The organism is Streptococcus pneumoniae, assembly GCA_040719455.1.
GTDB classification, from domain to species: domain Bacteria; phylum Bacillota; class Bacilli; order Lactobacillales; family Streptococcaceae; genus Streptococcus; species Streptococcus pneumoniae_G.
The window spans coordinates 2,081,736-2,094,490 of record JBFDTN010000001.1 but is presented as its reverse complement, the minus strand read 5'-3'; the positions used below and the strand labels follow the sequence as shown (position 1 = coordinate 2,094,490).

The window sequence follows — 12,755 nt, the reverse complement described above, 5'->3', positions numbered from 1 at the left end:
ATTCCTCAATCTATCAATTTTCCCATGACATAAACATCTAAAAATTCACCCTCAGATGAATAAGCACCACGTGCTTGCATGCCTTCGATTTCAAAACCAACACTTTGGTACAAATGAACCGCTCCTTTATTTCGAGCTTGCACGGTCAATTCCAAACGGCGAATGATGCCAGACTCCTGAGCCCAAGCAATCACTTCCTCTAGCAAAATCCGCCCAATGCCGTGACCCCAATAGTCTTTTCGCACAGCAATAAAGATATTGCCAATATGGCTGATGCGGTACTGCTTAGACGCACGAACGGTGACTGCTCCAATCACCTCATCACCACATAGAGCTAGAAGATGTAGTTGACTTGGACTAGCAAGACTCTCTTCGAAAATAGTAGCTAACTGCTCCACCGTAAACTGAAAGCCCGTTTCATCCATGACGAGAAAATCAGTCTCTTTTTCGACCTGATTCATAAAATCAATAAAGACTGCTGCATGTGAGCCATCAGCTTCTTCAAAGAAAATCTCTTTCTCAACCTGCGCCATGACCAATCTCCTCTAGCAAGGCTTGACTCCGTTTCCCTTTTGGCTCTAAGCTGAGCTTGCGACCATCTCCAACCTTCTCAATAACAATTCGTAAAAAATCATCAAAAAGCGAAGCATCAAGCAGCTCACCCCACTCAATCACCGTCACGCCATCTCCATAGAGAAAGTCATCCAAGTCAATCGAATCAGGGTCATCCCCAATCCGATAAACATCTAAATGATAGAGAGGGAGCCGCCCTTCGTATTCCCGAACGATGGTATAGGTCGGACTTTTAATCATCTGTTTAATTCCAAGGCCTTGAGCAATCCCTTTGGTCAAGGTAGTCTTTCCTGCGCCCAAATCACCAGTCAGAACCAGCACATCACCTGCTTGTAGTTTCTCTCCAATCGTCTGCCCAAGGGCAATCAATTCTTCTTCATTTTGACTATACATGCTACTCATTATACCATAGTAGGCTTTATTTGTCTCTCCTTTACTAAAAAAGAGATAAGCTTTTTAGGCTCATCTCTCTATTTTATAAAAAGGCTAGAATGACAAAGTTCATAATGAACAGAGCCGTTGCTCCCCAAAGAATCGGATGAATCTCTTTTGCTTTGCCTGTTGAGACTTTAACCAAGCAATAGAAGATAAAGGCTGCTGCAATCCCGTAAGAAATAGAGAAGCAAAGTGCCATGAAGAAGGCTGCAAAGAAGGCTGGAAGCGCATCTTCAAAGTTTGTCCAATCCACATCAAGGAAAGAAGAAACCATCATAACCCCAACAATAATAAGGGCTGGAGCTGTTGCAGCTGCTGGTACAATACCCACAAATGGCAAAATCAAAATAGACAATAGGAACAAGACAGCCGTCGTCACTGCAGTCAGACCAGTCCGTCCACCTGCTGAAATCCCTGCCGCAGACTCAACATAAGTCGTCGTATTAGACGTTCCAAAAATCGCTCCGATAGATGTTCCAATGGCATCGGCAAAAAGCGCCTTGTCCATTTTTGAATTGAAGCCTTTCCCATTTTCAAGCGCTTCTTCATCTTCTGCAGAAAAGATTCCTGTCTTACGGCCTGTACCGATAAAGGTCCCAAGGGTATCAAAGGTATCCGACAAACTGAACGCAAAGATGGTCATGAAAACCAATGGCAAGCGTTCGGTACTGCTAAAGAGAGAAGACATCCCATCAAAAGCTGCAAGGAAGGTTGTACCTAATTCTCCAAAGGCATTACCGATATGATTATCCGCCCAGTTAATCGCTGATAGATCAACCACACCTGCTGGAATCCCTGCAAGGGTTGTAGCTACAATCCCAATCAAAATCGCTCCACGAACATTTTTAATGACCAAAACAGCGGTTAAAATCAAGCCAAATACAGTCAAAAGAACGCTTGGATCTGTAAAGGTTGAAATGGCTGGCACCACACCGCCACCTGCTAGGACAGAATATACACCATTTGAAAATGTTTCTGCGGTTGCCTTTGCTGGCTCCACACCATTGACAGTCATAATATCCGAACCAGATGTCAAAAAGGTAATTAAGTTAGCATTTTTAAATCCAAGATAGGCTACAAAGACCCCGATACCTCCACCAATCGCATGCTGAAGACTGACTGGAATCGCCTTGATAATGCTCTTACGAACTTTCGTGACTGTGATAAAGATATTGAAAATCCCGCAAAGAAAGACCATCGCAAGAGCTTCCTGCCAAGTAAAGCCAAGCCCGATAACAACTGTGTAAGTGAAAAAAGCGTTCAAGCCCATCCCTGGTGCTAGAGCATAGGGAACATTTGCAAAGAGCCCCATGACTAGCGTTGATACACTACTTGCAATGATTGTTGCCAAAAATACTGCCTGTGAAGGCATGCCTGCCACACTCAGCACACTTGGATTGACAAACAAAATATAAGACATGGCAAAGAAGGTTGTCAATCCTGCCATGATTTCTGTTGAAACTGTCGTCCCATACTCTTTTAGACCAAAAAACTTGTCCATGATAGTAAAAATCTCCTTTATTTACGAACGATAAGAAGATTATAACCTAATTATATTCATTTTTCAAGATAAATGATTGCCTTTTTTAGATTTTTCCTCGTTTTCATTCACAAATAAAAGAACCATAACTTGAAGAAGGGTAAATCCAAGGACAAAATACCAACGTTCACGCTCAAGAGCTGCAAGTAACTTTTCTAGCACAATCAAAGGACGGTGAAGGACATCCCAAGAATTTAAGCGATCGTATCTTCCGATGTAAATGGCAAGACTGGACAGAAATGACAGACCAATCATCAAACCATCTTCTATCCACCAAGCGAGTTTACTCCTTTTTATCATCAAGCGCCAACTCTCCACACCACACATGACTCCAAAAAAGATACTCAGCACAAAGGCTACAAAGAGGTGTAAACTTTGTCTATCCCACAAGGTTTTAGATACCCAGTCCATATGAATCAAGTCTGTGACCATGTAAAAAGTATTTGGATAAAACAAAAACCAGATCACCCCAAAAGCCAGATACAACCACTTTTGTCGCAAGCGATTGGCAAAAAAGGCAGCATTATACGCCACCAAGGCTAAAAACATATTCCAAATTAAATCAGGTCCCTGCACCGTAATTCCTTCTCGGTAGACCAAGAAAGAAACGAGAACAAACAGGACATGAATCCCTATCCATTTTCTCAATTTTCTCTTCCTCCTTCCATGAATAAACGCCTATTATACCACAAATCCTTTCTTTTCGTCTTAAATCTGATATAATAGGAGGTATCACCCGAAAGGAGAGTGAATCCTATGAGCAAAAAAGTAATCGCTATCGACCTCGATGGCACTCTACTCAACCATAATAGCCAATTATCCGAATTTACCAAAGAAACCATCCGAAAGATCAGCGAAAAAGGCCATCACGTTGTCATCACAACTGGACGTCCTTATCGGATGGCACTTGATTTTTATAAGGAATTAGAACTCAAGACCCCCATGATTAACTTCAACGGCTCTTTGGTTCATCTTCCTGAGAAACATTGGGAGTTTGAACAGTCTGTTCCCCTAGACAAATCCTTCTTACTCGATCTGGTCAAGCGAGAAAAAGAGATTGAGGCAGACTTTATCGCAGGTGAATACCGCAATAAATTTTACATTACCAATCGAGATGAAGAGGTAGTCAATCCCGCTTTATTTGGGATTGATCGTTTCAAAGAACATCATCAATTTCAACCGCAGCTAGTCACGAGGGATCCAAATGCCATTCTCATGCAGACTCGTGCAGAGGACAAGTACGCCTTGGCGCTAGAGCTCAACCATTTCTACAAGGAGCAGCTCTCTATCAATACCTGGGGTGGTCCGCTAAATATCCTTGAGTGTTCTGCCAAAGGCATCAACAAAGCCTTTGCTCTCGACTATCTCCTCAAAGTCTTAAATAAGGACCGCAAGGATTTGATTGCCTTTGGTGATGAACACAACGATACAGAAATGCTAGCCTTTGCAGGCATTGGCTATGCGATGAAGAATGCCAATCCTGCCCTCCTACCTTATGCAGATGAGCAGCTAAGCTTGACCAACGAAGAAGACGGCGTTGCCCATCAACTCATTCAACTATTCTTATAAATATTTTCAAAAATGACAGTCTAAAAAATAAGGGAGTGGGACAAAAGTACCCAACTCCCTTATTTTTTATAGTTTGAACAGTTTGACACAATCTTGTCGCTGGGTTCAATGCTCCAGTGGAGCTATTTGCGAGAACAGAAAGTTGTGAGCAACTTATCCAAAACATTGATAAATCAATATTCTATTAAAAGAAGCTAGCGAACTTATCTTCGCTAGCCCTATTTCCAACCTTTCACAATTCTCAATTGTGAAAGGTAGTCAACTTGCGGGATACTAACAGTCCAGTGGACTGTTAGTACCTGAGCTTGGAAACTCAAAAGCGAGGCTAGTCCAATGGACTGTTAATACTTGAGCCTAGAAACAAAGGAGTGAGGAAAATCGATTTCTACGAAATCACGATTGACTCCCACTCCCTTATTTTTGTTTTATAGGTTCTCACCATTGCTTGCAATGATTTCCTTGTACCAGTCAAAGGATTTTTTCTTGCTGCGTTTTAGGCTACCATTTCCTTCATTATCACGGTCCACGTAGATGAAGCCGTAGCGTTTTTTCATCTCACCAGTTCCAGCAGAGACTAGGTCAATACAGCCCCATGTCGTATAGCCGAGCAACTCGACTCCGTCTTCATGGATGGCATCACTCATGACCTTGATATGGGCTGCTAGGTACTCAATCCGGTAATCGTCTGCTACGTAGCCATTTTCATCTGGCTCATCCACTGCTCCCAAACCATTTTCCACGATAAACATTGGTTTTTGGTAACGGTCCCAGATGGTATTTAGGGTAATGCGAAGCCCTAACGGATCAATCTGCCAACCCCATTCAGAGCTATCAAGATATGGATTTTTGATTGAAGCAAAGATGTTTCCAGCTGTCTTCTCTTGCACCTCAGGGTCACCAGATGCCACACGGCTTGAATAATAAGAGAAGGATACAAAGTCAACCGTATGCTCACGTAGAAGCGCCAAGTCTTCTTCGGTCATCTCAATCGTCAAGCCTTTTTTCTCCCACATCTTCTTGGCATAATTTGGGTATTCTCCACGCGCTTGTACGTCGATGAAGAAGTAATTTTCACGGTCTAGCTGCAAGCCTTCCCAGACATCACGTGGGTGTGGGGTATTTGGATAGTATTGCCCTGCTGCCAGCATACAGCCGACCTTGTTTTCTGGATCGATTTCATGGGCGATTTTGGTGGCAATACTTGAGGCAACCAATTCATGGTGAGCAGCTTGGTATTTGACTTGCTCTTCATTTTCACCCTCTTCAAAATAGAGACCTGCCCCCATAAACGGTGCATGCAAGATCATATTGATTTCATTGAAGGTCAGCCAGTATTTGACCAAACCTTTGTAACGAGTGAATAAGGTACGGCAGAGACGTTCATAAAATTCCAACATCTTGCGACTACGCCAACCACCATAGGTTTCAATCAAGTGCATGGGACAGTCAAAATGGGTGATGGTCACCAAGGGCTCGATGCCATACTTGTGGCATTCTTTGAACAGGTCTTCATAGAATTTTAGTCCTGCTTCATTTGGCTCTAGCTCATCTCCCTTTGGAAAAATCCGGGTCCAGGCAATAGACAGACGGTAAGTCTTAAAGCCCATTTCACCAAACAAGGCAATATCTTCCTTGAAATGATGGTACATGTCAATCGATTCCTTGGCAGGATAGAAATAGCCTTCTTCAAAATCAAACATCTTTTTCTTGCCTGTGATAATCGGAAAACGATCCTTACCAATCGGCACGACGTCAACGTTGGCTAAGCCACGTCCGTCTACATTATAGGCACCTTCGCATTGGTTGGCAGCTGTTGCGCCACCCCATAAAAAGCCTTCTGGAAATTGTTTGGTCATTTGCTTTTCCTCTATTTCTAGTATTGTTTTCTCGATAATTATAGCATACCACGATTTGAAACCCTTTTCTTCCTTTATTCTAAGAAAAACTGATACTATTCTATGCATTTCTATTTAAGAAAAGAGAGTGGGACAAACGCCCACGAGGACGATGTCCCAACCTCTTTCCTTGTTTTATTGATAAATCGATGCTCTAAAATCATCTGTATCTAAAAGATAAGCTTTGTAAATCGCTTCTTTGAGCGCAAAGAGATTGTTGGTTGCTTTCTTGGCTTTAAAGGCTGCCAAGTCGGCTTCAACTGCCTCTCCAATCAAGCGATTCAAGGTTGCTTGATCAGCAGTATAAGTGTTTTTCGCATAGGTAAAGGTGACTGGCTTCAACTGACCAACCTTGTCCAAACGGCGTTGGTACATGGCTTTCTTGAAGGCATGGAAGTCAGCGTATGCTCCATTTGAAATCTTCTTCAAGATATACTCATCGTTAAAGACCTTGCCCTCTGCTTGAGCTGCTGCACGGTACTGGTTAGATAGATAGGCAATAAAGCCATCATAGCCCGTTTCTCCTAGCAATTCAAAGGCTAGACGCTTAATGGTCAAGCTATCCGATGAGCCATGTGGATTAGTCAGACCACTGTAATTTGCCGCAAACAATACTTCGTGGTCATAGCCGTTCTTGCCAATCTTGTCCTTATTTGCATGGAATCCATGTGTTCCAAGAAGAATATCATTGTCCACCAAGTCATTGACGCTCGCAAGGGTTAGGGACTGTACTTCTTCCGCAGTCATTTGACGAATCTTCGATTCACCTATGTCATTCAAACGTTCAATCTTCTTGTAGAAGAGTGCCTGGTCTTCTTTTGCAAGTTTCACCAAAGCATTTGCTTCCAAGGCTTCCAAAGTATAAATCACATCCATCTGACCTTGACTATAGGCTTTTAAGTCAGCTTCTGTCTGGAAGCGTTCTGGTGATAGATTGTGCACGCGGTTGGTTGCAAATTTTCCGCCGTCCACTTCTGCAAAATCTGCATGAGTATTCAGAGAAAAGATTTGGTTGGTAGCCGTGCTTGTCGATTGCAATAAGCCTTGGGCAAAGACTTCTGCTCCAAGAGTTTCCCTACGACCATGACCACCGAGGTAAATCGTTCCGTCAAAGTTATGAGTCATCTCATGGGTAAAGACGGATTCTCCGTAAAGATCCAACATACGATCAAGGACAAAGTGAACCAAAGAACCCGTCGCATAAGCCCCTAGACCGTTTGAGGTATAGTATTTGCCAATCGGTGCAAAGAAGTCTGTCATCCGAGGAGACGCTCCCTCACCAAATTTCGGCATCCAATAGGATTCCTTATTGCCAAATTTCGGAATCAGGTACCCATCCCAAGATGGAATCGGTATATCTCTTCTGCTATATAGGCGCTCTTTGACCTCAGGTTTTGCAATGCGGTACCAGAAGTCAAAATGATTTGCCTGCACCTTGGCATAGTAATCTACTAGCTTGTCAACTCGCTCGATTTCACTCGCATATTTTGCTGGATCTGTCTCTTTCAAAGACATATCCATATAGCGGTCGTACATCCCAAAGGAGAGCGTAGTCATATTGCTCATGACATAGATGCCTTCTGTCGTCAAGTTCAAGAGTGGCAAGATCAAGCGAGTATGATCAATCCGGTTAAGCTGGTCATAGACTTGATAGGTTTGATCTGGCAATTCCTTAGACGCTGCTTCTGCGATATGCGCCTTAGTTGCTGATTTGAACCAGTCATTTTCACTCATAGTCGTAAAGCGTGTCCGGTAAGCACTGAGATAGTCACGGAGATTGTTATAACCAGACACTGGAGCAATCCATTTCTCATAAGTAGCTGGATTGTTCTTAATATCCAGTGCATCATTGCCCATCCGACCGAGATTGGCTAGAAATTCTAGGCTATTGACTTGATTGCCAAAGAAGTTTTGATAGAAGGTTGCAAGCTCTCCTACATTCATCTTACCAAACTGAATCTTGTAGAGACGGTTGAGATAGGTCGCACCAACTAGAATAGCCACGGCATTTTTGCGCATATAATCCTGCATCTGAGTCTTCATTGGAGAAGCCGTGAAATCAGCCGCTACACTCTGTGCCAGAGCTGCCTCAAAGACTTCCTTGGCACGGCTGTTGACTTCATCAAAGGCATTCTTGAGAGAAAGAACTTCTAAAATCTCACGTTGATAAGGCTCAATCGGTGATAAATCTGGGCTATCTGCTTCTGTCTCAGGATGCCTTTGGGTCACTTTCCAAACATCTTCTGAGAAGTAGCCTAAACCAGCTACCCGCGTCATGGCTGTCGCAATCACATCAGAAGGATCCGTCATGAATTGCTCAGGCGTATAGAGCAGCTCACCTCCTGCTAATTTGTACTCTTGAATGGTATTATCAGCAAAGGTTTCACCAAGCGCTAGATTGACATATTCGACCGTACCGTCTGCATAGTGGAGCATGAGACGATTGATCGCTGTCTTATCCTTGTAGAGATCCGCCACAACTACCTTGTCCTTCATCGGCACGACAGACACAAGCTTAGTCGTGTAGAGCTTGCTTGAAGCGTCAATCTTGTTTCCTTGCTTAACGATGTATTCACGATTATAGAAAGGTAGGAGTTTTTCGGTATTGCGATAGGCTATCTCACGCTCCGCCTCATAATTTGGCAAGGTACTGTAATCAATGGTCTTAGAAGTCGCACCAACCAAGCTTTCCTTGTCAGACAAGCTTGCGGTCAACCCCATAGCATCAATCTTCGCCTTGGCCTCATCTGCTGGAATTTCTGTCAGTTTATTAGATTGAACACTTGCAGTTGAGCGATTTTCAATGCGGTAAAGCTCTGTCGTATTGGTTGGAGTTCCTGCTCCAACATAGTCCGAACCACCTCTCACCGTCATGCCAGAAACGATACGATGTAGAGCTGTATTTCCTGGATTTCCTGCAATCGCACCGACACGACCACCTTTTTTATTGTCCAATAAGCCTTCGACATAAACATCTTGGATACTTGGCGTTTTGCCTTCTGCGCTACCAATAATACCACCAAAGGCTTGTCCTGAGTTGACATAGGTATCAATCTGAGCATTGATATGGGCTTTTTCAATACTACTATCACGCAATTTTCCAACCAAACCACCAGAGATCATTTCTCCGTCTGTTTTCGTTGTCCGAATGGTCATATCCAGATCCACATCTTGGATCTTTGTACCAGATGCTGCATCATAAACCAATCCAGCTACATTGTTAGGCGCTTCAATCGCACCTGTCACTGCTACATTGCGAATGGTCGTATTTTGAGCTGTATTAACCAGCGTTGCTGCATTTGCATTAGCGCTTCTAATCGCTACATCTGCCAAATTAAGATTGGTTAGGCTAGCGCCATTCGTGCTGGCAAACAGTGGAGCTTTCAAACCATAAATGGTGAAGTTTTTACCGCCATTTACACCTGTCAGTGTCCCTGTAAATGGTACTGTCACATAGCTGGCACTTGGCACCCCAAGTTCATCTGCGCTGAGATCTGCACCCAGTGTAAAAGTGCCACTTGGATTGGCATTGATGGAATCGATCAAGTCTTTGAAAGAGGTATAAATGCCATTTTGAGCTGGGGCAATCCGACCAATGTTGAAAGTATAGTCATCTACATAATCACCAGTCTCACTTCGCTGAACCAGCTCAGGATGAGTCGCTACGACCTTAAAGCTCGCTCCGTCTGCCACAATTTCCTTGATTGGTAACTCTACTTCCTTGCCGGTTTCTGATACAAAACTTGCAAAATAGTCCTTAATATCCCCAATTTCTTGAAGACTGATGACCTTGGTCTTGACACCACCTTTATAGGTATAAAGAGAAAGGTCGCGTAAGTTTTTCAGCTCAATCTGCTTGCGTTCAAGGACAAAAGCCTCTACATCAGGAAGCGTTTCACGCGCATTTTCAGCCAAGGTTGCATATTCAAAGACTGTCTTCAGCTGATAATCAACATCATAATCCAAACCTGAAATAACTGCCCCTGCCAAATCATCCTTAGACAGTTTTACTTCTTTAACTAGCTTGTCCCCTGCAAAAATCTGAGCAGTCGCAGATACGAAGCTATTATCTGGATCAATTAATTGATAGCTGACACGGACAGACTTGTCTTTTTCTTTCTTTTCTAAAGCTGAAAAAGTCAACGTTGGCTTGGTGAGTGATTGATTTTTCAAAGCTGCTTCTGCTGCTTCTAAGTTTTTGAGGGCTTCTTCTACCTTTTTCTGAGCTTCTGCGATCTTTTCTGGACTAGCTGCCTTGTCTGCAATTACAGTATTTGCGTCTGCCAAGGCTGTGTTAGCCTTATCTTTTGCCGTCTGATAATCAGCTATACTTTCTGGTGTTTTCTTGCTAGTATTGACTTCTTTTTTCAAGCCTTGATCTAACTTATCCGCAGCCACAATCAACTCCAACGGAGCTACTGGCTGATCCACCGTCGGAATATTGTCCTGCGGAACATCATACTGAGGGACTTCTTCAATTGGCAGAATCGGTTTCTCTACCGTTGGAATATTCTCACTTGGGACTTCATAATGAGGAACCTCATCTACTGGGAAAACGGGCTTTTCTACCGTTGGAATGTCAGCAGTCGGAACTTCGTAATGCTTTTCAACCTCTGGCTCCGGAGTGACAGGAACCTCATCTACTGGGAAAACGGGCTTTTCTACCGTTGGAATGTTGGAGGTGGGAACTTCGTAATGCTTTTCAACCTCTGGCTCCGGAGTGACAGGAACCTCATCTACTGGGAAAACAGGTTGCTCTACCGTTGGAATGTTAGCAGTCGGAACTTCGTAATGTTTTTCAACCTCTGGCTCCGGAGTGACAGGAACTTCCTCTACTGGCAAGACAGGTTTCTCTACTGTCGGAATGTTAGCAGTCGGAACTTCGTAATGCTTTTCAACCTCTGGCTCTGGAGTGACCAGAACTTCCTCTACTGGGAAAACAGGCTTTTCTACCGTTGGAATGTTGGAGGTGGGAACTTCATAATGTTTTTCAACCCCTGGCTCCGGAGTAACTGCAACTTCCTCTACTGGTAAAACAGGCTTTTCTACCGTTGGAATGTTAGCAGTCGGAACTTCATAATGTTTTTCAACCTCTGGATCCGGAGTGACAGGAACTTCCTCTACTGGGAAAACGGGCTTTTCTACCGTCGGAATGTTAGCAGTCGGAACTTCATAATGTTTTTCAACCTCTGGCTCTGGCATAGCTGGCTTTGTGTCATCGCTTGAAAGCTCTTTTTTCACCTGCTCAGTTGGAGCTGTTGATTGGGCTTTTTGTGCTGCTTCTACAATATAACCAACAAAGTGATAGCCATCAATATCACGGACTTTTTCTGGCATGATACCGCCATTTGGCAAGCAAAATTCTTGGGTCAAGTGTGCAAATAAATTATGCGTAATCGCTGATACTTCAGGTACTGCTACTACTTGGCCCAAACTGGTTACCACAAAAGCGGTCGCAATCCAAGTCTTCTTTTTCTTGTGAAACACAAGAGCGCAGACCAAAAATGCCACACCTGCTCCTGTCACTAACAAGGCAGTCAAGTCTGATCCTGTTTTTGGCAAGATTCCTTTAGCATCTGGACGATACACCATGTAATAGGTTGTCTCTCCTGTCACCATATTAGATGGAAGAGCTGTTGTAATTAGCTTTTTCTCATCGGCACTCAGCTCATCTTCACTCACATAATGATAGGTAATCTTGGTACAAGAGCTCATCTCTTCTGCCTGTACCGTTTCTTGTAAACTCGTCGCAACGAGGCTCATCCCTAATAAGACCGAGGCAGCTCCGACCGAAAAGGTCCGAATCGAAAATCGACTGACATTTCTATAAAAATCTTTCATATTTCCTCCTATTTTTCACCATCTTTTAAATAGTTTTCAATCACTTGTAGCACTCCTGCTTGATCATTTGTTGGTGCTAAAGCATTTGCGGCGAGTTTAGCTGCCTCATCTCCATTGTCCATAGCATAGGAGTAAGCAGCTAACTCAAGCATTTCCACATCATTATTGCTATCACCAAAGGCCATTAATTGAGAAGCAGACATATCCCATCTAGTAAGGAGTTGCTCTAACCCCCAGGCTTTATGAATCCCTGTCTCCAAAATATCGACAGAACCATATCCACTCGTCACCGCGACAAATCTCCCTTGGAAAGTCTGATTAAACTGCCTAATCACGTCTTCAACCTCTGCTTCTTTCAGCATCAAACTCACACGCAAATAGTTTCCCAAAGGTAAGTCATCAAAGCTTGCCACATACTGAATACGGGATAAAAAGCCTTCAGCAGATTCACGCGATACCAACTGATAAACATAGGAAAAATCCGTTCCCTCAAGCGCAATATTCTGCTCCTCCATGCCAACAATAACATGGTAAGACCGTAATTTTCCATGAAAATAAGCCAAACAATCCTGAACCATTGCTCTTGTCCAAAAACGCTGAGAAAAAACTCTCCCCTGCTCCACCAAGACAGTACCGTTCGCTGCCACAAAAGACAGACGACCCATCAAATCACCGAAAAGCAACCTCATCCGCGATAAGTGATTTCCTGTCGCAATCACCAAGCGAATCCCTCTTTTTTCCAGACTTTCTAGGAGCTTTTCGAATCGCTCTTTTGGATAGCGACCTTGCGAATCCAAGAGTGTCCCATCCATATCCGTGGCTATCACTCGTATATCCATCCACTACCTCATCCATCTTACTTTTCTTCCATTATACCATATCCTTATTTAAAAATAGGGGAT

General features: G+C 43.4%; 8 protein-coding genes. 1 reads left to right on the top strand and 7 read right to left on the bottom strand.

The window, feature by feature from the left end:
• Nucleotides 1-5: 5 nt before the first annotated feature.
• The 4 genes from AB1I63_10175 to AB1I63_10160 all read right to left on the bottom strand — a co-directional run bounded on the left by AB1I63_10175 (nucleotide 6) and on the right by AB1I63_10160 (nucleotide 3,196).
• The gene (locus AB1I63_10175; GenBank protein MEW4355191.1) at nucleotides 6-533 is read right to left on the bottom strand and encodes a GNAT family N-acetyltransferase; all 528 of its coding nucleotides are present in this window, start codon (nucleotides 531-533) and stop codon (nucleotides 6-8) included.
• Nucleotides 520-966 (bottom strand): tRNA (adenosine(37)-N6)-threonylcarbamoyltransferase complex ATPase subunit type 1 TsaE, encoded by a 447-nt coding sequence (gene tsaE, locus AB1I63_10170; GenBank protein ID MEW4355190.1) that lies wholly within the window; start codon nucleotides 964-966, stop codon nucleotides 520-522. The genes AB1I63_10175 and tsaE overlap by 14 nt, the downstream gene beginning before the upstream one ends.
• A gap of 82 nt (nucleotides 967-1,048) precedes the next feature.
• Nucleotides 1,049-2,509, bottom strand: coding sequence for an NCS2 family permease (locus tag AB1I63_10165; GenBank protein ID MEW4355189.1), 1,461 nt, complete (start codon nucleotides 2,507-2,509; stop codon nucleotides 1,049-1,051).
• A gap of 63 nt (nucleotides 2,510-2,572) precedes the next feature.
• Nucleotides 2,573-3,196 carry a DUF1361 domain-containing protein gene (locus tag AB1I63_10160; GenBank protein ID MEW4355188.1) on the bottom strand — a complete coding sequence of 208 codons (624 nt, stop codon included), beginning with the start codon at nucleotides 3,194-3,196 and terminating at the stop codon, nucleotides 2,573-2,575.
• A gap of 108 nt (nucleotides 3,197-3,304) precedes the next feature.
• Between AB1I63_10160 and AB1I63_10155 the strand changes: the two genes are divergently transcribed.
• Complete coding sequence (locus AB1I63_10155) at nucleotides 3,305-4,117, top strand: Cof-type HAD-IIB family hydrolase (GenBank protein ID MEW4355187.1); 813 nt, start codon at nucleotides 3,305-3,307, stop codon at nucleotides 4,115-4,117.
• 425 nt (nucleotides 4,118-4,542) lie between these two features.
• Here AB1I63_10155 and AB1I63_10150 read toward each other — a convergent pair whose 3' ends face one another.
• The 3 genes from AB1I63_10150 to AB1I63_10140 all read right to left on the bottom strand — a co-directional run bounded on the left by AB1I63_10150 (nucleotide 4,543) and on the right by AB1I63_10140 (nucleotide 12,692).
• Entirely contained in the window at nucleotides 4,543-5,973 is a 1,431-nt protein-coding gene (locus AB1I63_10150) for a 6-phospho-beta-glucosidase (protein ID MEW4355186.1), read from the bottom strand.
• 174 nt (nucleotides 5,974-6,147) lie between these two features.
• Entirely contained in the window at nucleotides 6,148-11,853 is a 5,706-nt protein-coding gene (locus AB1I63_10145; GenBank protein MEW4355185.1) for a ZmpA/ZmpB/ZmpC family metallo-endopeptidase, read from the bottom strand.
• 8 nt (nucleotides 11,854-11,861) lie between these two features.
• Nucleotides 11,862-12,692, bottom strand: coding sequence for a Cof-type HAD-IIB family hydrolase (locus AB1I63_10140; GenBank protein ID MEW4355184.1), 831 nt, complete (start codon nucleotides 12,690-12,692; stop codon nucleotides 11,862-11,864).
• Between the last annotated feature and the right edge of the window lie 63 nt (nucleotides 12,693-12,755).

What these genes read in the sequence shown, in the direction of transcription:
- AB1I63_10175 (MEW4355191.1), bottom strand. Translation starts at nt 533, where the DNA reads ATGGCGCAGGTTGAGAAAGAGATTTTCTTTGAAGAAGCTGATGGCTCA.
- tsaE (MEW4355190.1), bottom strand. Translation starts at nt 966, where the DNA reads ATGTATAGTCAAAATGAAGAAGAATTGATTGCCCTTGGGCAGACGATT.
- AB1I63_10165 (MEW4355189.1), bottom strand. Translation starts at nt 2,509, where the DNA reads ATGGACAAGTTTTTTGGTCTAAAAGAGTATGGGACGACAGTTTCAACA.
- AB1I63_10155 (MEW4355187.1), top strand. Translation starts at nt 3,305, where the DNA reads ATGAGCAAAAAAGTAATCGCTATCGACCTCGATGGCACTCTACTCAAC.
- AB1I63_10150 (MEW4355186.1), bottom strand. Translation starts at nt 5,973, where the DNA reads ATGACCAAACAATTTCCAGAAGGCTTTTTATGGGGTGGCGCAACAGCT.
- AB1I63_10145 (MEW4355185.1), bottom strand. Translation starts at nt 11,853, where the DNA reads ATGAAAGATTTTTATAGAAATGTCAGTCGATTTTCGATTCGGACCTTT.
- AB1I63_10140 (MEW4355184.1), bottom strand. Translation starts at nt 12,692, where the DNA reads ATGGATATACGAGTGATAGCCACGGATATGGATGGGACACTCTTGGAT.